At 70.7% G+C, this 21,105-nt stretch carries 22 protein-coding genes; 13 read left to right on the forward strand and 9 right to left on the reverse strand.

Going from position 1 to position 21,105, the window contains the following annotated elements:
• Positions 1-176: 176 nt before the first annotated feature.
• From QH290_RS27170 to QH290_RS27195, 6 genes are all read left to right on the forward strand, one after another.
• Entirely contained in the window at positions 177-569 is a 393-nt protein-coding gene (locus QH290_RS27170) for a PaaI family thioesterase (RefSeq protein ID WP_425301554.1), read from the forward strand.
• A 181-nt stretch (positions 570-750) separates the two neighbouring features.
• Complete coding sequence (locus tag QH290_RS27175) at positions 751-1,053, forward strand: urease subunit gamma (RefSeq protein WP_280262460.1); 303 nt, start codon at positions 751-753, stop codon at positions 1,051-1,053.
• A 52-nt stretch (positions 1,054-1,105) separates the two neighbouring features.
• Positions 1,106-1,459 carry an urease subunit beta gene (locus tag QH290_RS27180; RefSeq protein ID WP_280386047.1) on the forward strand — a complete coding sequence of 118 codons (354 nt, stop codon included), beginning with the start codon at positions 1,106-1,108 and terminating at the stop codon, positions 1,457-1,459.
• Positions 1,456-3,177, forward strand: a complete 1,722-nt coding sequence (locus tag QH290_RS27185) for an urease subunit alpha (protein ID WP_280262462.1) — start codon at positions 1,456-1,458, stop codon at positions 3,175-3,177. The genes QH290_RS27180 and QH290_RS27185 overlap by 4 nt, the downstream gene beginning before the upstream one ends.
• Before the next feature lie 76 nt (positions 3,178-3,253).
• A complete protein-coding gene (locus QH290_RS27190) occupies positions 3,254-3,883 on the forward strand; it encodes a LysE family translocator (protein ID WP_280262464.1) in 630 nt (209 codons plus the stop codon).
• A gap of 102 nt (positions 3,884-3,985) precedes the next feature.
• On the forward strand, positions 3,986-4,648 hold the full coding sequence (locus QH290_RS27195; RefSeq protein ID WP_280386015.1) for an O-methyltransferase: 663 nt from the start codon (positions 3,986-3,988) through the stop codon (positions 4,646-4,648).
• Between the two features lie 40 nt (positions 4,649-4,688).
• On the opposite strand, the gene QH290_RS27200 is transcribed toward QH290_RS27195, so the two are convergent.
• Positions 4,689-5,471: a VOC family protein gene (locus QH290_RS27200; protein WP_280386017.1), complete on the reverse strand. Its 783-nt coding sequence runs from the start codon at positions 5,469-5,471 to the stop codon at positions 4,689-4,691.
• A 130-nt stretch (positions 5,472-5,601) separates the two neighbouring features.
• Positions 5,602-6,261 carry a TetR/AcrR family transcriptional regulator gene (locus tag QH290_RS27205; RefSeq protein ID WP_280262468.1) on the reverse strand — a complete coding sequence of 220 codons (660 nt, stop codon included), beginning with the start codon at positions 6,259-6,261 and terminating at the stop codon, positions 5,602-5,604.
• An 89-nt stretch (positions 6,262-6,350) separates the two neighbouring features.
• On the opposite strand from QH290_RS27205, the gene QH290_RS27210 reads away from it, so the two are divergent.
• Both QH290_RS27210 and QH290_RS27215 read left to right on the forward strand, forming a co-directional pair.
• Positions 6,351-7,877, forward strand: coding sequence for an MFS transporter (locus tag QH290_RS27210; protein ID WP_280386019.1), 1,527 nt, complete (start codon positions 6,351-6,353; stop codon positions 7,875-7,877).
• Positions 7,878-7,993: 116 nt separating this feature from the next.
• A complete protein-coding gene (locus QH290_RS27215) occupies positions 7,994-8,857 on the forward strand; it encodes an SDR family NAD(P)-dependent oxidoreductase (protein ID WP_280386020.1) in 864 nt (287 codons plus the stop codon).
• Positions 8,858-8,867: 10 nt separating this feature from the next.
• Here QH290_RS27215 and QH290_RS27220 read toward each other — a convergent pair whose 3' ends face one another.
• Positions 8,868-9,854: a zinc-binding dehydrogenase gene (locus QH290_RS27220; RefSeq protein ID WP_280386021.1), complete on the reverse strand. Its 987-nt coding sequence runs from the start codon at positions 9,852-9,854 to the stop codon at positions 8,868-8,870.
• A gap of 215 nt (positions 9,855-10,069) precedes the next feature.
• Between QH290_RS27220 and QH290_RS27225 the strand changes: the two genes are divergently transcribed.
• From QH290_RS27225 to QH290_RS27240, 4 genes are all read left to right on the forward strand, one after another.
• Positions 10,070-10,702 (forward strand): urease accessory protein UreF, encoded by a 633-nt coding sequence (locus tag QH290_RS27225; protein WP_280262476.1) that lies wholly within the window; start codon positions 10,070-10,072, stop codon positions 10,700-10,702.
• A 124-nt stretch (positions 10,703-10,826) separates the two neighbouring features.
• Complete coding sequence (gene ureG / locus QH290_RS27230; protein ID WP_280262478.1) at positions 10,827-11,531, forward strand: urease accessory protein UreG; 705 nt, start codon at positions 10,827-10,829, stop codon at positions 11,529-11,531.
• On the forward strand, positions 11,521-12,201 hold the full coding sequence (locus QH290_RS27235; RefSeq protein WP_280262480.1) for an urease accessory protein UreD: 681 nt from the start codon (positions 11,521-11,523) through the stop codon (positions 12,199-12,201). The genes ureG and QH290_RS27235 overlap by 11 nt, the downstream gene beginning before the upstream one ends.
• Before the next feature lie 72 nt (positions 12,202-12,273).
• Entirely contained in the window at positions 12,274-13,974 is a 1,701-nt protein-coding gene (locus tag QH290_RS27240) for a tetratricopeptide repeat protein (RefSeq protein ID WP_280386022.1), read from the forward strand.
• A gap of 102 nt (positions 13,975-14,076) precedes the next feature.
• Here QH290_RS27240 and QH290_RS27245 read toward each other — a convergent pair whose 3' ends face one another.
• The 4 genes from QH290_RS27245 to QH290_RS27260 all read right to left on the reverse strand — a co-directional run bounded on the left by QH290_RS27245 (position 14,077) and on the right by QH290_RS27260 (position 18,221).
• Positions 14,077-14,850, reverse strand: a complete 774-nt coding sequence (locus QH290_RS27245) for a hypothetical protein (RefSeq protein ID WP_280262484.1) — start codon at positions 14,848-14,850, stop codon at positions 14,077-14,079.
• Positions 14,851-15,041: 191 nt separating this feature from the next.
• Positions 15,042-15,884: a hypothetical protein gene (locus QH290_RS27250; protein WP_280386023.1), complete on the reverse strand. Its 843-nt coding sequence runs from the start codon at positions 15,882-15,884 to the stop codon at positions 15,042-15,044.
• 120 nt (positions 15,885-16,004) lie between these two features.
• Positions 16,005-17,444 (reverse strand): NAD(P)/FAD-dependent oxidoreductase, encoded by a 1,440-nt coding sequence (locus QH290_RS27255; protein ID WP_280262486.1) that lies wholly within the window; start codon positions 17,442-17,444, stop codon positions 16,005-16,007.
• Between the two features lie 63 nt (positions 17,445-17,507).
• A complete protein-coding gene (locus tag QH290_RS27260; RefSeq protein ID WP_280386025.1) occupies positions 17,508-18,221 on the reverse strand; it encodes a TetR/AcrR family transcriptional regulator in 714 nt (237 codons plus the stop codon).
• 53 nt (positions 18,222-18,274) lie between these two features.
• Here QH290_RS27260 and QH290_RS27265 point away from each other — a divergent pair, with 53 nt between their 5' ends.
• Positions 18,275-19,738 carry a cytochrome P450 gene (locus QH290_RS27265; RefSeq protein WP_280386027.1) on the forward strand — a complete coding sequence of 488 codons (1,464 nt, stop codon included), beginning with the start codon at positions 18,275-18,277 and terminating at the stop codon, positions 19,736-19,738.
• Between the two features lie 4 nt (positions 19,739-19,742).
• On the opposite strand, the gene QH290_RS27270 is transcribed toward QH290_RS27265, so the two are convergent.
• Positions 19,743-20,618 carry a serine hydrolase gene (locus QH290_RS27270; protein ID WP_280262491.1) on the reverse strand — a complete coding sequence of 292 codons (876 nt, stop codon included), beginning with the start codon at positions 20,616-20,618 and terminating at the stop codon, positions 19,743-19,745.
• A 116-nt stretch (positions 20,619-20,734) separates the two neighbouring features.
• Positions 20,735-20,941, reverse strand: a complete 207-nt coding sequence (locus QH290_RS27275) for a hypothetical protein (RefSeq protein WP_280262492.1) — start codon at positions 20,939-20,941, stop codon at positions 20,735-20,737.
• Positions 20,942-21,105: the final 164 nt, after the last annotated feature.

A 21,105-nucleotide genomic window follows, 5' to 3' on the forward strand; every position in this document is an offset into this window, starting at 1 on the left:
TTTGGCCGCGCGGCGCGCCGGGGGGGGGGGGCCCCCCCCCCCCCCCGCGCGGGGGGGGGCCCCCCCCCCGGGGGGGGGCCCCCCCGCTTTCTTGTTGCCGGACTCGTGTAAGTGTTGATTTCATGACGCAAGATCACGCGGCGGAGGGCTCGTCGTACGCGGATGTCACGCCGGAGATGATGAACAAGCTCAGCGAGGGCACGTTCACCGATCTGATCGGGCTGAAGTACACCGAGCTGAGCCCCGACCGGATCCGCGCCGAATGGGTCGTGAACCCGCAGCATCACCAGCCCGCCGGGATCGTGAACGGCGGTGTGTACTGCACCGTCATCGAATCGCTGGCCAGCGTCGGCGGCGCCGGATGGTACGGCTCTCGCGGGCAGGTGGTCGGGGTGAACAACAGCACCGACTTCCTGCGCGCCGTGCGCGAGGGCGTGCTGCGCGGGGAGGCCACGCCGATTCACCGCGGCCGGACCCAGCAGCTGTGGCAGGTCGTGATCACCGACGAACAGGATCGCACGGTGGCACGGGGGCAGGTGCGGCTGCAGAATCTGCCCGCCGCCTCCTGAAACCGCTGCTGCCCGTGCACGGCGCGCCTGCCGTGCGACGCGCGACCGGAGCGGGCGTGCCAGAATGTCGCCCACGAAGATGCCCGTCCCGGAGCCGGTCCGCCGGTGCCGCCGAGCGGGCCGTCCCGGGTGACGAGGAGGTCGCCGGGCGGGTACCCCACCGATTCGCCGAGGAGCACGCATGCGATTGTCGCCGCATGAGCAGGAACGACTGATGCTCAGTTACGCGGCCGAGCTGGCCCGCCGCCGGCAGCAGCGCGGGCTGAAGCTCAACCATCCGGAGGCGGTCGCGGTCATCACCGATCATGTGCTCGAGGGCGCCCGCGACGGCCGGACGGTGGCCGAGCTCATGGCGTCCGGCCGAACCGTGCTCTCGCGCGACGACGTCATGGACGGGGTGCCGGAGATGATCCACGACGTCCAGGTCGAGGCCACCTTCCCCGACGGCACCAAGCTCGTCACCGTCCACCACCCGATCGGCTGAGGCGGCCATGGCGAAGCAAGATTCCGAGCACGAACCGGGCGCCGCGGCGCGCATCGTCCCCGGCGAAATCCTTTACGCCGCGGCACCCGTCGCGATCAACGCCGGTGCCGACAGGATCGAACTCGATGTGGTCAACACCGGCGACCGGCCGGTCCAGGTGGGCAGTCATGTGCACTTCCCGCAGGCCAACGCGGCGCTGGAATTCGATCGGGAGGCGGCGCACGGGCGCCGCCTCGACATCCCCGCCGGGACCGCCGTGCGCTTCGAACCCGGCCTGGGGCAGCGGATTTCGCTGATCCCGCTGCGCGGCACGCGAGAGGTCTACGGCATCGGCCTGAACGCCCCGGGCCCGCTGGACGCGCTCTCCGAGTCCACCGAACGCGGAATTCTGGATGGGACACCATGAGTGAGCTGACACGCGCCCGCTACGCCGAACTGTTCGGCCCCACCGTCGGTGACCGAATTCGCCTGGCCGACACCGATCTGCTGATCGAGATCACCGAAGACCGCAGCGGCGGACCGGGATCGGCCGGTGACGAGGCGGTCTTCGGCGGCGGCAAGGTGCTGCGCGAGTCCATGGGGCAGGCCCGCGCGACCCGCGCCGAGGGCACCCCCGACACCGTCATCACCGGCGTCGTGATCGTGGACCACTGGGGAATCATCAAGGCGGACCTCGGAATTCGCGACGGCCGCATCTGCGGGATCGGCAAGGCGGGCAACCCGGACATCATGGACGGGGTGCATCCGGATCTGGTCGTGGGGCCGTCGACGGAGATCATCGCGGGCAACGGGCGCATCGTCACCGCCGGTGCCATCGACTGCCACGTGCACTTCATCTGCCCGCAGCTGCTCGAGGAGGCGCTCGGCAGCGGCATCACGACCATGATCGGCGGCGGCACCGGACCGGCCGAGGGCAGTAAGGCCACCACGGTCACGCCCGGACCCTGGCATCTGGGCCGCATGCTGGAGGCCACCGACGGATGGCCGGTGAACATCCTGCTGCTCGGCAAGGGCAACACCGTGCGCCACGATTCGCTGTGGGAGCAGTTGCGCGGCGGCGCAGGCGGTTTCAAGCTGCACGAGGACTGGGGGACCACCCCGGCGGCCATCGATGCGGCGCTCACCGTCGCCGACGCGGCGGGCGTGCAGGTGGCGCTGCATTCGGACACGCTGAACGAGGCCGGTTTCGTGGAGGACACCCTCGCCGCGATCGCGGGCCGGGCCATCCACTCGTATCACACCGAGGGCGCGGGCGGCGGGCACGCGCCCGACATCATCACCGTCGCGGCGCATCCCAACGTGATGCCCAGCTCCACCAATCCGACACGGCCGCACACCGTCAACACCCTCGACGAGCATCTGGACATGCTCATGGTGTGCCATCACCTGAATCCGGCGATCCCCGAGGATCTGGCCTTCGCGGAGAGCCGGATCCGGCCGTCCACCATCGCCGCCGAGGACCTGCTGCACGACCTGGGCGCGATCTCGATGATCGGCAGCGACTCCCAGGCGATGGGGCGCATCGGCGAGGTGGTGATGCGCACCTGGCAGACCGCGCACATGATGAAGCGCCGCCGCGGCGCACTGCCGGGCGACGGCGCCGCCGACAATCTGCGCGTGCGGCGCTATATCGCGAAATACACCATCGCCCCGGCGGTGACGCACGGCCTCGACCACGAGATCGGCTCGGTCGAGGTGGGCAAGCTGGCGGATCTGGTGCTGTGGGAGCCCGCCTTCTTCGGCGTGCGCCCGCACGCCGTGCTCAAGGGCGGCACGATCGCGTGGGCGGCGATGGGCGACGCCAACGCCTCCATCCCGACCCCGCAGCCCGTCCTGCCGCGGCCCATGTTCGGCGCGGCACCGGTGGTGGCGGCGGGGACGTCGCTGCACTTCGTCTCCGAGCAGGCGATCGAGGACGGGCTGGCCGACCGGCTGCGGGTGAACCGGAAACTGGTGCCGGTGGCCAACGTCCGCAAGCGCACCAAGTCCGACCTGCCGCACAACGACGCCATGCCCCGCATCGAGGTGGACCCCGACACCTTCACCGTCCGCGTCGACGGCGAGGTCTGGGCGGAGGACCCGGCCACCGAACTACCCATGGCCCAGCGCTACTTCCTGTTCTGAGTTCCGGCCACGCGCCGCTCGTCCGCTCGGTGGAAATCCGGTGGCGAGGGTGACACTGCCGTGGTGTCATGGCGCGGTGACGTCTACCGCGCTGCTCGGATTTCTCCTGATCACCTCGCTGGCCGTGATGACGCCCGGGCTGGACACCATGCTGGTGCTGCGCAGCGCGGTGCTGGGCGGGCGGCGGCGCGGGCTGGCGGCGGTGGCGGGGATCAGCCTCGGGTGCCTGGTGTGGGGGACGGCGAGCGTGCTCGGGTTGACCGCGCTGCTGACCGCGTCGCGGCTCGCCTACGACGTGGTGCGGTACCTGGGGGCGGCCTATCTGCTGTGGCTCGGTGGGTCGGCGTTGTGGAAGAGCCTGCGGCGCAAGGGGAACGAGGTGGTGCCGGATCCGGAGGTGACCGTCGCGCCGAGCAGCTGGGCCGCATTGCGCATGGGTCTGCTCACCAACCTGCTCAACCCGAAGGTCGGCGTCTTCGCCATGAGCCTGCTGCCCCAGTTCCTCCCCGCGGGCGCGCCCGGATGGGGTGCGCTGCTGGTCGCGATGCACATCGGCATCGGCATCATCTGGTACTCCGTGCTGACATCCCTTGCCGTACGCGCGAAATGGTTGCTCACCCGAGCGGCCGTCAAACGCTGGCTCGACCGCGTCACCGCCACGGTCCTGATCGGGTTCGGCATCAAACTCGCGACCGAGGGAACCTGACGCCCTTGCGTTTCCGGCATCCGAGGTCCCTTCCTTGTTCCGGCATCCGAGTTCGCTCCTTGTTTCCGGCGTGCTTTTGGCCGGAATGGCAGACTGGGTGGTATGGCTAACGGCGAATGGGGTGCGGTCGATCGGTATTTGGTGGATACCTTGGTGGGGGACGGGGATTCCGATGTGCTGCAGGAGAATTCGGCGGCGGGGCTGCCGTCGATCGATGTGTCGCCGCCGCAGGGGAAGTTTCTGCATCTGATCGCGGTGTCGGCGGGGGCGCGGCGGGTGCTGGAGATCGGGACGCTGGGCGGGTACAGCACCTTGTGGCTGGCGCGGGCGGTGGGGCCCGAGGGGCGGGTCGTGACGTTGGAGTACGCGCCCGCGCACGCCGACGTGGCGCGGAAGAACCTGGACCGCAAGGGCGTCGGCGACCGGGTGGAGATTCGCGTCGGCGCGGCCCTGGACAGCCTGCCGGTGCTGGCCGAGGAGAACCCGGAACCGTTCGACCTGGTATTCATCGATGCCGACAAGGTCAACAACTCGAACTACGTGCGCTGGGCGCTGCGCCTGACCCGCCCGGGTTCGGTGATCATCGTCGACAATGTCGTGCGCAACGGCGGCATCGCCGACCCGGGCTCCGCCGACGCCGCCGTCCGCGCCAGCCGCGAGGTGCTCGAACTGCTCGCCGCGGAGCCGCGCGTGGACGCGACCGCGGTGCAGACCGTCGGCGGAAAGGGCTGGGACGGTTTCGCCTACGCGGTCGTCACCGGCTGACCAGCACGTCCGGTTCCGGATGCCGCTGCTGGTCGGCCGCCTACCCGCCGCCGAAGGCCATGAGCGCGACGGTGGCTCCGGCCGGATCGGCGATGACGGCGATCCGTGAGGGCCCCGGCATATCCGCCGGTTCGCTGATCGTCTTGCCGCCCAGTTCGGTGGCGCGGGCGACGGTGGCGTCGCAGTCCGGGACGTGAATGGTCATCGCCCAGAACGGGGCCGGTTCGCCCGGGTGTGCGGCGGCCGCACCGCCGAACTCGCCGCCGCCGCTACCGGTGGTGAGCGCCTGATACGGCTTGTCGGTGGCGGTTTCCCACGCGGCATTGCGGTAGATCCAGCCGAGCACGGTCGCGTAGTGCGCCATCGCGTCGGCGGGCGCGCCGACGGCCGTGTACTGCACCCAGCACGGGTTGTTCGGCTGGGACCAGCGCTCGGTGCCGGGCTGGCCGGTGAGGTGGGCGATGCCGTAGCCCGCGCCGTCGGGATCGGCGAGGATGGCGAATTCGAGCTGGCCGGGTACCTCGGTGAAGTCGCAGAAGGTCGAGGCACCGGCGGCGAGGGCGGTGGCGACGGTCGCCCGGACGTCGGCGACCGCGAAGTACGGCAGCCACATCGCGGGCTTGACATCGCCGTCCGGTGCCGTCGCCGAGGCGATGCCCGCGACCTGCGCGCCGCCCTGGCGCAGCACGGTGTAGTGCCCGTTCGCGGCGCCGGTGTCCTCGGCGGTCCAGCCGAACAGGCCGCTGTAGAACTCGGCCGCCGCGGCGATATCGGGTGCGGTCACATCGAACCAGCAGGGCGCGCCCGGGTCGAATGCAGGCATGAAGTTCTCCTCGAGGTCGTGCGGGCCGCCGCAGATGCGCCCGCGAAGCACGTGCATCGATGGAGACGGGGCGCGGTGCGCCGATTCATCGGGGCCGCCGGGCCGACGGCAGCACCTGCCGCACCTCGGCTCAGCGCTCGGCGGCGAATCCGTCGCACAGGGCCGTCAGACCGGCCTGCAGCATCCGCTCCGGATCCAGCAGATCGCCGCTGCCGGTCCCCTCCAGCGAGGCGAGGGGCGCGGGCGTCGGCCAGCGCGGGGAACCCTCCAGCAGCGCGGTGAGCCCCGAGACCTCCTCCTGCTCCCCGTCCCGTTTGGCCAGCATCGCCGCGCTGACCTGCTGCAGCGCGATACCGGCGATATAGCTCCACACCGACAGCGCCATGCGCGTGGCCTGCCGGGGATCGTCGGTCAGCTCGCCGAAGCCGTCCACCAGCCAGGCCAGGCACGCCAGGCTGTGCGGGCCGAAGTTGTAGCGCGGCACCGCGAAGGTGAACAGCACCCACGGATGGTCCTGATACAGCTGCCAGTCGATCTCGGCGGCGATGCGCACCCGATCGCGCCACGTCCACTCCGGCCGCGGCGGGGGATAGGGATCGCGGCGCGCCACCTCGTCGGTCATCTCCGCCAGCAGGGCGTCCTTGTTGGGCACGTGCCGGTACAGCGACATCGCACCCACGCCCATCCGATCGGCGATGCGCCGCATCGACAGCGCGTCGAGCCCGGCCTCGTCGGCCAGCGCGATGGCCGCGTCGACGATGGCGGCGCGGGTGAGCTTGGGGTCCGTCACCGATAACTCGCTTTCGTTTTGCGGGCCGGGTGCGTACGCTGTACCCAGCTCTCGAGCGTACGTCGTACGCGTGATTCGAAGGATAGGTGATGGTGGGTCTCGACACCCGTGCGACCACGACTCCGCGCCGTGCCTGGCTGGGCCTTGCCGTGCTCGTCCTGCCGGTGCTGCTGGTGTCGATGGACATGTCCGTGCTGTTCCTGGCGATGCCGACGCTCACCGAGCACCTGGATCCCTCCGCGGCCCAACAGCTCTGGATCCTCGACATCTACGGGTTCATGATCGCCGGTCTGCTGATCACCATGGGCAACCTGGGCGACCGGATCGGGCGCCGCAACATCCTGCTGGCCGGGGCGGCGCTGTTCGGCATCGCCTCGGCGCTGGCGGCCTTCGCGCCCAGCGCCGGTGTGCTGATCGCGGCGCGGGCGCTGATGGGGATCGGCGGCGCCACCCTGCTGCCGTCGAGCCTGGCGCTGATCTCGAGCCTGTTCCCGGATCCGCGCACCCGCGGCACCGCGATCGGGGTGTGGACGGCATTCTTCGCCGGTGGTTCGGCGGTGGGGCCGATCATCGGCGGCATGCTGCTGCACGGCTTCTGGTGGGGGTCGGTATTCCTGATCAACGCGCCCGTCGTGCTGGTGCTCGTGCTGGCCGGGCCGTTCGTGCTGCCCGAGCATCGCGCGGCCGGGCGGGGTCCGCTGGATCTGATCAGCGTGGCGCTGTCGATCGGCGGCATCCTGCCGACGGTGTACGCGGTGAAGCAGGCGGCCGCGGAGGGGCTCGACGCCGAGGTGCTGATCGCGGGGCTGTTCGGGGTGATGGTGCTGGTGCTGTTCGTGCGGCGGCAGCGGCACCTGGCCGAACCGCTGCTGGACCTGGCGCTGTTCCGGCGCGGATCGTTCTCCGTCGCAATCGGTTCCAGCACGATCGGCATGATGTCGCTGGCCGGGATGAGCTACATGACCAGCATCTACCTGCAATCGGTGACGGGCCGCGACGTGCTCGCGGCGGCGCTGCTGGGCATTCCGATGGCGATCGCGGTGTTCATCCTGTCGATGAGCGGGGCGCGGGTGGCGCAGTGGCTGGGCGTGCGGACCTCGTTCGTGCTGGCGCTGTGCGCGGCCGCGGTGGGCAACCTGATGCTGCTGGGCGTCGGCGTGGACGGCGGGATCGGGTGGTACGTGGCCGGTTCCACGGTGGCGGGTCTGGGCTACGGCGTGGTGTTCACGCTGGTGTCGGAGGTGGCGGTGTCGTCGGTGCCGCCCGAGCGGGCGGGCTCCGCGGTCGGGATCTCGGAGACCAGTTTCGAATTGGGCAATGCGCTGGGCCTGGCGCTGCTGGGATCGCTTGCGGCGCTGATATTCCGGTCGGGCGGCGACTACGCGGGCACGCTCGGCGAGACGATCGTGCGCGCGGGCGGGGACGGCGATCTGGTGCACGCCGCGCGGGAATCGTTCATGACCGGTATGCATACGGCGACCGTCGTGGGCGTGGTGCTGCTGGTGGCGATGGCGACGGTCGCGCTGGTGGTGGCCCGGCCCGGCAGGGCGCCGGGAATGCCCACGAAGGATGTCGCGGAGGCGGCGGATGCCGGGGCGGCCCCCGGCGGGCACTGATCGCCCGCACGGCCGGGTCGCGGAATGCCTTGCGGGCCAGTCGCGGTCCCGTCGCCGGATTGCGATCCGGTTACGGTTGCTCGCGGAGATCAACGCGGGCGCACTAGGGTCGTGCTGTGACAGAGAGCACGTCCAACGGCCGTCCGCTGGCCGAGCGGGTGGCGACGCGGCTGCTGTATCCGACCTCCCGGCCGCGGGAGCGGGCGCTGCGCGACGCCGTATCGGGCAAGGTGGTGCTGGTGACCGGCGCCTCGCACGGCATCGGGAAATGCACCGTGCGCAAGCTGGCGGCCGCCGGGGCGGTGGTGCTGCTGGTGGCGCGGTCGCTCGAGGAACTCGAGGAGGTCGCGGCCGAGATCGCCGCCGACGGCGGTGTGGCCCATGTCTACCGCGCCGACCTGACCGATATGCAGGCCACCGACCGGCTCGGCCGGGAGATCCTGGCCGCGCACGGGCACGTCGATGTGGTGATCAACAACGCGGGCAAGTCGATTCGGCGCGCGATCGACCGGTCCTACGATCGGTTCCACGACTTCACCCGGACGATCGACGTGAACTATCTCGGCCCGGTGCGGCTGCTGCTGACCCTGCTGCCGAGCATGCGCGAACGCAAGCAGGGGCATATCGTCAACATCTCCACCTGGGGGCTGCGGATGCCGCCCGCGCCGCGGTGGTCGGCCTACGGTGCCTCGAAGGCGGCCTTCGACACGTGGCTGCGCACGGTCGCGACCGAGATCGCGAGCGACAATATCGACACCACCTCGGTGTACATGCCGCTGGTCCACACCCGCATGAGTGCCCCGACGAATTTCGGCAGCATGCCCGGCCTCACCGCCGAGGAGGCGGCCGACGTGGTCTGCCACGCCGTCGTCGCCAGGCCGGTGGAGATCTCCCCGTGGTGGACCGGTCCACTGCAGGCATGGACCGACCTCACCCGGGGCCCCGCCCAGCGCCTCATGTCCCGCAGCTTCCGCCGCTGAGGGTGTCCGATTACGGGACCAGCACGACTTTGCCTGTGGTGGCTCGGGTTTCGAGTGCGCGGTGGGCGGCCGCGGCGTCGGCGAGCGGGAATCGGTGGACCGCCGGGCGGAGGCGGCCGGACGCGGCCTCGGCCAATGCCGTGGTCTCGAGGTTGCGGATACCTCCGGCGCGTTCGAACATCGGCGGGCCGAGGACGTATTTGTCGGTGATCTCGCGCTCGGCGAGGAACTGCTCGTCCAGCTCGACCTGTTCGCCGCCGCTCCAGCCGAACACCAGCCGGGTGCCGCCCTTGGCGAGCAGATCGATGGCGGCGCGGGCGATTTCGCCACCCACGCCGTCGAACAGCAGCGCGGCGGGCCGTTCGCCGAATCGCTGCCGGACCGTGTCGGCCCATCCCGGCTGCCGGTAGTCGAGGGCGAGATCGGCGCCGTTGGCGGCGACCAGATCGGCCTTGGCCTGCCCGCCCGCCAGCCCGATCACGGTGAGCCCGTTGTTCTTCAGGTGCTGCACCAGCAGTGTTCCGATGCCGCCCGCCGCGGCGGTCACGACGGCGACATCTCCGCGCACGAGCGTCGCGAATTGCAGAATTCCGAACGTGGTCCGGCCGGTGCCGATCATCGCGACCGCCGCGGCCGGATCGAGCCCGTCCGGAAGTGCGTGCAGCTGGTCGACTCCCGTGACGGCTCGCGAGGCGTACCCGCCCGGCACGGGGCCCAGATAGGCGACAACCGCTGTGCCGAGCCACTTCTCGTCGACCCCCGGTCCGACGCGGTCGACGACACCCGCCACCTCCCGGCCGGGGACGGTCGGCAGTTCGGGCGGCGGAAACGGCCCCGGTTTACCCTCGCGGATCGCCGTATCGACGAAATGGACCCCGGCCGCGGCCACCTCGATGCGCACCTGCCCGGCGCCCGGCACCGGATCATCGAGCGTCTCGTACCGCAGGTTCTCCGCGGGCCCGAACTCGTGAAGTCGAATCGCATGCATACGCATCATTCTCGAACCTCCACCTAAGTTGAGGTCAAGTCGTTTACGGCAACCAGGGCGGTGATGTGCGGCGTGGTCGTGGCCGCAGCGGTGCGGCCGAGCCGGGGAATGGTCGGCTCGGCCTGGTCGGGTACCCGCATCGGGGCGCTCGGAGGCGGTGGCGCCCGGTGCGAGGATCGCGTGTGACCATAGGATCGGGGCGTGCGAGTGCGGGAGGTGCGGCGATGAGTCTGGCGGTATTGCTCACCCTGGCGGACTCGCGGCTGCCGATCGGGGGGCATGTGCACTCCGGCGGGGTCGAGGAGGCGATCGCGTCCGGGGTGCTGCGGGATGTGCCGTCGGTCGAGGACTATCTGCGGCGGCGGATCCGCACCTCGGGATTGGTGGCCGCATCGCTGGCCGCGGCCGTGTGCGGCGGGGAGCTGACCGCGCCACGGGCGGAGCTGGAGGCCGACGCGCGCACCCCGGCACCGGCCGCCCGCACGGCCTCGCGGGCGCAGGGGAGAGGGCTGCTGCGCCTGGCGAAGCAGGTATGGCCCGGCGGCGACTGGTCCGCGCTCGGCGCCCGCCCGCATCTGTCGACCGTGTTCGGCGTGGTCGGCACCGTGGCGGGCGCGTCGCCGGACGAGATCGCCGGAGTCGTCGTCTACACCACATTGACAGGCGCCGCGACGGCCGCGCAGCGCCTCCTGGCCCTGGACCCGGCGGCCGTCGCCGCCTGCACCATCCGGCTCGCCGGGTCCTGCGACCGCACTGCCGCCGAGGCCGTGAAGGGCCTTGCGGCACTGTCGGACCCGCTACAGGACGTGCTCGCCGAACGTCACCTCCAGCGCGAAATGCCCCTGTTCGCCTCCTGAGCCCCGGGGACGTACCGCTCCTGTTGCGGACGCCGTGCCGCGGGCTCCCGCGGGCCGCCGATTCGGGAGTCGGGTAACACGGGGTTTACACGGGTCGGTCAGGATGGGGCGGAAAGGAGTGAGCATGCCACCTCATCTGATCGATGGTGAACCGCACGACCACGCGCACGACCGGCCGAAGCGGGAGCGGACCCCGGGCGAGCCGCTGCGGATCGGGATCGGCGGCCCCGTGGGGTCGGGCAAGACCGCCCTGGTGGCGGCGCTGTGCCGACAGCTGCGCGAGGAATTGTCGCTGGCCGTGCTGACCAACGACATCTACACCACCGAGGACGCCGACTTCCTGCGCCGTCACGCCGTGCTGCCGGACGAGCGGATCACCGCGGTGCAGACCGGCGGCTGCCCGCACACCGCGATCCGCGACGACATCACCGCCAATCTCGACGCGATCGACGACCTGATCGAGGCGAACCCGCCGCTGGATCTGATCCTGGTCGAATCCGGCGGCGACAACCTGACCGCCACCTTCTCCTCCGGCCTGATCGACGCGCAGATCTTCGTGGTCGACGTGGCGGGCGGCGACAAGGTGCCGCGCAAGGGCGGGCCCGGCGTCACGTACTCCGACCTGCTGGTGATCAACAAGACCGATCTCGCGCCGCAGGTGGGCGCCGATCTCGGTGTGATGGACCGGGATTCGACCGCCGTGCGGGAGGGCCGCCCGTTCGTCTTCTCCTCGCTGACCGAGGATCCGGCCGCCACCCCCGTGCTGACCTGGGTGCGCGAACAGCTGCGCGCCGCCGCAGAACAGGACGCCGCCGCGGTTGCGCACTGAACTGCGGATCCTGGCGCGGGCCGGGGCGCTGCCGCACATCCACGCCACCGGCGGGTTGTCGGCGCGGTGCACCGGCCCGGCCACCGTCCACCTGATCGGCACGGCCGCCACGCCGCTCGGCGGTGACGAGCTCGATATCGCGATCGTGGTGGAGCCGGGCGCCCGCCTGGCGGTGCGCTCGGTGGCGGCCACCATCGCGCTGCCGGGACGGCAGACGCGAAAGTCGGTGGCGCGCTGGCATTTCGAGGTGGGATCGGGAAGCGAGCTGGATTTCGATCCCGAGCCCACCGTCGTCGCGGGTGGGGCCGAGCACCGGACGGTCACCACCGTCGCGCTGGCCGCGGACGCCCGCGTGCGGGTGCGCGAGCGCGTGCAGATCGGCCGCGCGGGTGAGGATATCGGTGAGTGGTGTGGCGATCTCGTCGCCGACCTCGCCGACGCCCCGCTGCTGCGCCATCGGCTCGCCCTGGGCGCCGGGGCCGTCACCGACGATGCCCTCTCCGCGCCGCGAGCGCTGTCGAGCGTGCTCACCTATCCGGACGAGAGTCCCGTGGGAACAGTCGAATTGGATGCGGCGCTGCTGCCCTTGGCGGCCGGGGGTTCGCTCTACACCTGGGTGGGGCGGCGGATATCGGCCGATCCGCTGCCGCTGCGGGATTCGGCGGCCTGATGTGCCGGTGTGGCGTCGTGCGGCCGGGATACGATGGCCGCCTGCGCTTCTGGTAAGGATCGAGCTGGGCCGATGGATGACTATTACGATCTCGGCGGGTATTCCCGCGCCGTGACCACGGATTCGCCACAGGCGCAGATCTGGTTCGATCGCGGGCTGCTGTGGCGCTATGCGTTCAATTACGAAGAGTCCGTGCGGTGTTTCCGGCGCGCGGTGCAGTACGATCCCGGCTGTGCCATGGCCCACTGGGGGATCGCGTACGCCTATGGCCCGTACTACAACCGGCCCTGGGACGACTTCACGACGGCCGAGCTGACGGCCGCACTGGCCGATATTCGCGCGGCGATCGATACCGCGGTAGTGCTCGCGGATGCGGCGTCGCCGGTGGAGAGCGCGCTGATCCACGCCTTGGCGCAGCGCTATCCGCCGGTGCCGGAGCCGGTGCGCGGAACCTTGCGGGAGTGGGAGGACGCCTACGCGTCGGCGATGCGCGCGGTCTACGCCGAATTCCCCGACGACCTCGACGTCTGCGTGCTGTTCGCCGAGGCGATGATGAACCGCACGCCGTGGGAGCTGTGGGATCTCGACCGCGGTGTGCCCGCCGACGGCGCCGACACGCTGGAGACGATTGCCGTGCTGGAGCATGCGCTGCGGCTCGGCGCCCAGGTGGAGCCGCCGAATCCCGGTGTGCTGCACCTGTATATCCACGCGATGGAGATGTCGCCGCATCCCGAGCGGGCGTTGCGCGCGGCCGACGCGCTGCGCGATGCCGCGCCGGACGCGGGCCATTTTCTGCACATGCCTTCGCATATCGACATCCTGTGCGGTGACTATCACGCCGCCGTGGTCGCCAACGACCGCGCGATCGCCGCCGACCGCCGATATGTGCGGCGGGAGGGGGCATTCAACTTCTACACCCACTCCCGCTGCCACGACTACCACCTGAAGTTGTACGCGGCCATGCTGCTCGGCCGGTACGAGCCCGCCCTGCGGGCGGCGGTGGAGATGGCCGACACCATCCCCGAGGAGCTGCTCCGGACGGCGACCTCGCCGATGGCGGACTGGCTCGAGGGATTCGTGCCGATGAAGCTGCACGTGCTGGTGCGGTTCGGCAAGTGGCGGGACATCCTCGACGAGCCGTTTCCGGACGACGCCGGTCTGTACCTGGTGACGACGGCGACGCTGCACTACGCCAGGGGTGTGGCGCACGCCGTGCTCGGCCGGACCGACCTGGCCGAGGACGAGCGCCGGTCGTTCGAGCGCGCCCTCGCGCGCATCCCGGTCCGCCGCAAGTTCTTCAACAATCGCTACGTCGACATTCTCGGCATCGCGGCGCGCATGCTCGCGGGCGAGATCGACTATCGGAAGGGCGAATTCGACAGCGCCTTCGCCCATCTGCGCGCGGCGGTCGACCTCAACGACACCCTGCCCTACGACGAACCGTGGGGCTGGATGCAGCCGCCGCGCCACGCGCTGGGCGCGCTGCTGCTGGAACAGGGCCGCGTCGCCGAGGCGGTCGGCGTGTACGAGACCGATCTGGGCCTGGCACCGTCGGCCACGCGGGCCGCGGTGCACCGGGACAACGTGTGGAGCCTGCTCGGCTACGTCGAATGCCTGCACCGCCTCGGCCGCCACGACGAGGCCGCCCGCACCCAGCCGCGCCTCGATCTCGCGCTGGCCCGAGCCGACCCGGACCTCCGCGTCTCCTGCTTCTGCCGCGTAGCCTCCCCACCCGACCCCACCTGCCGCCCGGAGACCACCGGCTGCCACTAGCCACCCTCTGGTACCGGCGTGTGGTGGTGCGCCCGTGCGCATTCCCGTGCCCGGGGCGGGAGCGGGCGGCGTCGGCCGGTTCCCGCCCCGGGCTGTTGCGGGTCAGTCGCCTACGACGCGGGGTGGTGCGTTGAAGGAGTTGACCGCGCCGACCGCGGCACCGGCGGCCGCGCCGATCGCGGCGGCCGGGACGGTGATGACGCCCGCGCCGAATGCGGCACCCAGGGCGGGTCCCGCGACGACGCCGACCGGCACGAACGGCAGGCCGACCACCAGCCCGACCACGCCACCGACCAGGCCGGAGGTGAGTGCGAACGGGGCCGCCGTGGCGGCACCGGCGAGCGCGCCCACCGCGGCGGACCCGACGGTCTGGCCCGCGATGCGGTCGGAGCGGCTGCGCTCCATGCCGACCGAATCCAGGAACGTCGCCAGGTTCGCCTCCGCCTGGGCGGCGTTGTCGTTGATCTGGATGGCCTGCTCGCGGTCGATGAAACCGGGCGCGTCGACCTGGACGTCGCCGAACCGGAACTTGCCCGGCGGCGGCGCGATCGGCGGCACCGGAGCGACCGGCACCGGCGGGTGCAGCACCCCGACCGGCGCCAGATAGTTCTTGTCGGGCATCGCCCGGGCGGTCTGCAGCGAGCTGAGCGTGCTGTCGGGGATGTTCAGGCCCTCGTAGGGCTGGACGTTGGGCGCCTCACTGGCCGGCCACTGCGGCGCTTGGTCCTGGTGCGTCGCCGGGCTGGGCTCGGCGGGTGCGGCGTTGGCGGTCCCGGTTCCGACGACCGCCAGCACTAGGGGGATCGCACCCGCCGCGACGGCGTTGCCCACCCGGTGGCGATGCGGATTCGGCGCTCTGTGTTTGCCTGCGGCCATAGCGACCTTTCTTCCGGCGAGTATCGACGATCAACATTCGGATCCGCGGCGAGGGTGGATTGGTAGCATCCGCGACTCACCGAAACGGCTTCCATAGCTGCGAATTAGCCGAAATTCGGACGAATTGCGCTGGCCGACAAGGTAAAGGGCCGGTCCACATGTCGTGGACCGGCCCCGAGGGTGCGGCAAAGTCACCCGATGATTGCTGCCTCCCCGGCGTCGCTCTGCGCGACACCAGGTTCCGGCGTGTCGGCGTCCGGCGTACCACTGTCGGCCTCGCCGCCCGGTGTGGCGGGCGCCAGGTATCCGTTGAGCGCGCCCACCCCTGCGCCGACGGTCGCACCCGCGGCCGCGGCCGGAGCGGCGACGATCCCCGCGCCGATCGCCGCCCCGGCGGCCACCACGCCGATCGTGCCGAGCGGCAACATCGGCGATCCGGCCATCGCGCCGACGAACCCGCCCATCAGCGCGCCTGCCACGGCGACGGGACTGGCGACGGCGGCGCCCACCGCGGCGCCGACGGCGGCAGTGCCCACGGTCTGCGCGGCGATCCGGTCGGAACGGCTGGGCGCGAACCCGGCCCCGTCGAGCGTGCGGGCCAGGTCGGCCTCGGCGCGTGCGGACATGTCGTTGAGCTGACCGGCCGATTCGGCGGGCAGCCATGCGGGGATGTCGACCTGCGTGTCACCGAACCGCAGCTTGCCCTCCGGTGCCTCGATCGGCGCCACCGTCCCGAGTCGCGCGGGATCGGGCAGACGCAACCGCTCGATCTCGACCGCGGCCAAGGGGCCCGGCGCGGGCAGCGCGCGCACGCCCGTCGCCGAATCCCGGCCGACATACACCTGTGGCGCGTCGCCCCGGTCCGCGGGCGTGCCCGGCACGGCGGCGGCCGCCCCCGGACTCCCGACGGGATGCGATGCCGTAGCCGGACCGGTGGCCAGCAACGCGGCGGTCAGCGGTAGCGCGCCCACGGCCACCGCGGAACCCAGGCGCCGACGGCGCGACACCGGATCAGCCGATTGGCGTTTGCCCATGGATGACCTCTCTGTGCGAATGTCAACGGATGTCGGACATTCGGACCCATCCGGCAGGTCGGATGGGTCGGGTCATCCAGCGGTTGTTTCGTGGTCGGATGTACGAATAAGCCGAAAAGGCTAGTTCGCCACGGATTTGCCCGGGTCCCTTGGTGTTTCGCTCGCCGCCCCGGCGGGGCCCTTGCCGCCGAGTTCGGCGCGCACCTCGCGCCCGTCGTCCTCGTTGCCGTTCATCGCCTCGAGCGCCAGCCGCGCGAACACCCACTGCTCGGTGGCGGCCATCTGCCCGCGGTTGCGCCCGATGAACGCCACGAACCACTGGAATACGGTGACGGTCCGGCTGCGGTAGCCGATGAGGTAGTACAGGTGCAGCACCAGCCAGATGAGCCACGCGAAGAATCCGCCGAACTCGAGCTTGCCGATCTGGCACACCGCGTTGTACCGCGAGACGGTGGCCATGCTGCCCTTGTTGAAGTACTTGAACGGCTTTCGTTGCTCGGCCGTCTGCTTACCGGCCTGTTCGGCCTTGATCTGCTTGGCCGCGTAGGTGGCGCCCTGGATCGCGCCCTGCGCCTGTCCGGGCACATTCGGCACCGACATGAGATCGCCGACGACGAAGACGTTCGGATAACCCTTGATCGTGAGATCCGGTTCGACGATGACGCGGCCCGCGCGATCGACCTCGGTGCCCTTGGACTGATCGGCGAGCAGCCTGCCGAGCCCGCTGGCCGCCACGCCCGCCGACCACACCTTGCACGCGGCCTCGATGCGGCGCTCGCTGCCGTCCTTGTCCTTCACGGTGACCCCGCGCGCATCGACGCCGGTGACCATGGCGTTGAGCTGGATCTCCACGCCCATCTTCTCCAACCGGCGCTGCGCCTTGCCGCCGAGCTTGGGTCCCATCGGCGCGAGCACCGCACCGGCGCCCTCCAGCAGGATGACCCGGGCGTCGCGCGGATCGATATTGCGGAAGGTGCCCTCGAGGGTGCGGTCGGCGAGTTCGGCGATCTGCCCGGCCAATTCGACGCCGGTGGGGCCCGCGCCGACCACCACGAAGGTCATGAACCGATCCCGCGCCTCCTGGGTCTTGGCCAGTTCGGCCTCCTCGAAGGAGCCGAGGATGCGGGCGCGCAGCTCCAGCGCGTCGTCGATGGTCTTCATGCCCGGCGCGTAGGTCGCGAACTGGTCGTTGCCGAAGTAGGACTGCTGGGCGCCGGTCGCCACGATCAGGCTGTCGAAGGGGGTGACGGTGTCCTCGTTCAGCAGCTCCGAGGTGACGGTGCGGTTGATCAGGTCGATGGAGTGCACCTCGCCGAGGATCACCTGCACGTTCTTGTACTTGCGCAGTACCAGGCGGGTGGCGGGGGCGATCTCGCCGGTGGACAGGATGCCGGTGGCCACCTGGTACAGCAGCGGCTGGAACAGGTGGGTGGAGGTCTTGGAAATCAGTACGACGTCGACGTCGGCGTGCTTGAGATGCTTGCACGCGAACAAGCCGCCGAAGCCGGATCCGATCACCACGACGCGGTGGCGACGGTTCTCGACAGTCTCGGTACTCATCTCAGCTCCTCGCCGGACGTACGGTTTGCGTCAGGTTCACGGTAGTCGGCTACCCAGCGGCAGTCACGATGAACTCCCACTGTCGGCGAGTCTCGGCGCGGCATGCGTAGCGAGGCTCGGTGCGGGCGCCGCGGCGTCGACGACGATCGGCCCGACCAGCCGCTCGGCGCCGATACTCTCGACGGTCGGCCACAGGAAGGCCGCGAGGCGCTCGACGTAGTCCTCGCGGGACCGGGCCGGATCCTGCGCCCAGGCCTCCGCCGACATCAAGATGGCGCCGACGGTCGCGGTCGCCCAGATCCGCGCCAGCGCGGGGTCGGCGTCCAGGCGGCGCAGGATGGTGTCGAAAACCGCTGTGGCCCACTCGGTCACCCGGGTGAAGAAGGGCCGGTGCTCGGTCTCGCCGCTCTCCAGCCGCTGCATCATCACGTGGTGCAGATTCGGGTTGGACTCGACGAAATCACACATCAGCCGCACCACGGCGAGCAGTAGCCGCCGCGCGGGCAGCGGCTGGGCGAGGACGGCGTCCGCGGCGGCGATGATGTTCTCCATGTGCCGCTGGGCGAGCGCGTCGATCAGCGCGGGGAGGTCGGGGAACACCGCGTACACGGCGGTGCGCGCGTAGCCCGCCTCGGCGGCGACCTGAGCGATCGTCATGCGGGTGCCCGCGCGCTCGATCACGCGCTCGGCGGCGTCGAGGATCTCGGCTCGCCGTCGGCCGGGATCGGGGGGCGGCCCCGGCGGGCGGCCCCGCGGCCGCGATGTGTCCCTTTTCACAGCACCCACTCTACCGGTAATGTACAAGGTGTACTTTAACTGGGAGGCTTGCCATGGTCAGCGTCGACCCTCGAGCGCGTAGTGCCGAACGAGAGAACCTCGGCTTCATCGAAATTCCGGACCGCCATCCGATCGACCGGATGCTGCGCCTGCTGCCCGCGCGCGAGCAGACACTCGCGACCCCGCCGCGCGGCAGCGGGCGCCGGGCCGTGCGCGGCGATGCGGGGCTGCCGTATCTGGGCCGGTCGCTGCAGTATCTGCGCTGGGGCCCGGCCGAGATGCTCGATCGCTACCACCGCTACGGCCCGGTCGGCTACAACCGCTCGCTCGGCGTGGACCGGGTGCTGGTGGCGGGCCCACAGGCCGTCGACGAGGTAGTGGGCAAGCGGCGCAACGACTTCGGGCAGGGCTGGGACTACCTGATCGGCCCGTTCTTCCGCCGCGGCCTGCTGCTGCTGGAGTTCTCCGAGCACATGTTCCACCGGCGGATCATGCAGCAGGCGTTCACCCGGGAGCGGCTCGAGGCACACCTGGCCGAGCTGGCCCCGGTGGTGGACGCCTCCATCGATCGCTGGGCGCGCGCGGGGTCGCGGCGGGTGCGGCTGTATCCGACGGTCAAGGATATGACCCTCGATATCGCCGCCGAGACGTTCATGGGCGTGCACACCGGTCCCGAGCGCGAGCGGCTCGGCCGGGCGTTCGTCGACAGCACGCACGCACCGCTGGCGCTGGTGCGCCTGCCCCTGCCTGCGACGGCGTGGCGGGCGGGGCTGCGGGGGCGAAAGGTGCTGGAGGAGTACTTCACCCGGATGCTGCCGGAGAAACGACGCTCGCAGGGCGCGGACTTCTTCTCCGCGCTGTGCCACGCCCGCACCGAGGACGGGGAGACGTTCTCCGACGAGGACGTGGTCAACCACATGATCTTCCTGATCATGGCCGCGCACGACACCACGACCACCACGGCCACCGCCGTCGCCTACTACCTGGGGCGGCATCCGGAATGGCAGCGGCGGGTGCGCGCGGAGGCGCTGGCGCTGCGGGAGCGGACCGGCGGCGCGCCGCCGACCATCGCCGACCTGGACCAGCTGCGCGACCTGGATCTGGTGATCAAGGAGAGCCTGCGGCTGGTGCCGCCGGTGCCGGGCCTGGTGCGGCGCGCGGTGCGCGACACCGAGATCTGCGGGCACTACATCCCCGCCGGGACGCAGGTCGACGTCGCCTACGGCGTCAACCACCTGCTGCCCGAATTATGGTCGCATCCGGCGCGTTTCGATCCGGAGCGGTTCGGTGCGCAACGCCGCGAGGACAAGTCGCACCGGCTGGCCTGGATGCCCTTCGGCGCGGGCGCGCACAAGTGCATCGGCATGCACTTCGGCCTGCTCGAGGTGAAGGTGATCCTCGCCGCGATGGTGCGCGACTACGAATGGCGCATCCCCGACGACTACCTGATGCCGTGGGGATTCACCACCATCCCGTTCCCCCGCGACGGCGCCCCGATGCTGCTCCAGCGCCGGTGAACCGTCAGCGGAACAGCAACTCCGCCACGTGCGTCGTGGTCTGCTCGCCGTCGGTGTAGCCGCCCTGGTTGCCGACGTCGTTCATGATCGCGACCGTGAAACGCTCGTCGGGACCGGCGAAGCCGACCGAGTTGACCACCCAGCCGCCCTGTTCGTCGGACCAGCCGTTCTTGAGGCCGGGCCGCATGCCGTCGCCCGCGCCCCAGACGCCCCAGTGCTGGTTGGTGTCCACGCTGCGCATGCGGTCGAGCAGGTAGCCGCGGTCGTCGGGGTGCATGGTGTCGAGCACGTTGTTCATCAGCCGGTCCAGGTCCGCGGGGGAGGCCTGCAGGAAGCCCCAGTCCGGGAAGGGGTGGCGGGGGTCGGTGGTCGGGTGCGGGGTCAGGCCGGTCATGCCGTTGGCGCGGAAGGCGTTGACGAACGCCATGCGGTCCGGCCCGGCGTACTTGTTCCACAGATAGTCGGCGGCGGCGTCGTTGGAGGTGGCCAGCATCGACTCCAGCTGGCGGCGGTCCTCCGGCGTGAACACGATGGCGCCGACGCGGGCGCGGTTGATGACGTCCTCGGCGATGGCCAGCTTGATCGTGGACGCGGTCCAGAACATGGACTCGGCGTTGCCGTTGGAGTAGACGTTGCCGGTAACCCGGTCGCGCACAACGTAACCCGTGGTGCCGGGCCGACCCGCGAGATAGGAGTCGACGGCGGCGATGCGGCTGCCGAGGTTGCAGTCCCCGGCGCAGCTCTGGTGGGCGGGCAGTGCCGAGGCGGGGGCGGACTGCAGGACGGGGGCACCCGCGATCAGGACGGCGGCGACGGCGCAGGCGCCGGCGGCCAGGCGGGTGGGACGAGTGGCGCTCGAGGCGGCCCGGGGATAACGCACGGTGAGCCAGGATAGCCACCGTGGCGCACGTCTCGCACGTCTTGAGCTCGGTCGCCGGGTGTGCTAACGGTGTCCGAGGTTGGGACGCACCGCATTTCGGCGCCCGCGGTGGTCGTTCAACGGAAGGCGGCGAGCAGATCCTCTACGCTGCGGCCGTTGAGGCGGTAGCAGTGGGCGAAGGCCTCGGCGTGCGCGTCGCGGGGCCAGGCGTGTAGAACGGCGGCCCGCCCGTAGTGGCGCGAGTTGATCAGCTCCCAGCGATCGCCGACCCGGCGGACCGTGAACCCGGATCTCGGCAGCAGGGGAATCACCGTCGCAGACATGAACCGAACCAGCCTTTCGATACTGCTCTCCCGTTACCTCCCCGCCGAGCACTGTGGCACATCACACCGCGGCATCCGGGGTGACACGCGGGGGCGAATTGCGGCCATCGGAGACCGCCCGGCATGATGGGCGATTCGGTTGTGTTGCTGGGAATTTGGTGTTC

The organism is Nocardia wallacei (genome assembly GCF_029869545.1).
Taxonomy (GTDB): Bacteria; Actinomycetota; Actinomycetes; order Mycobacteriales; family Mycobacteriaceae; genus Nocardia; species Nocardia wallacei_A.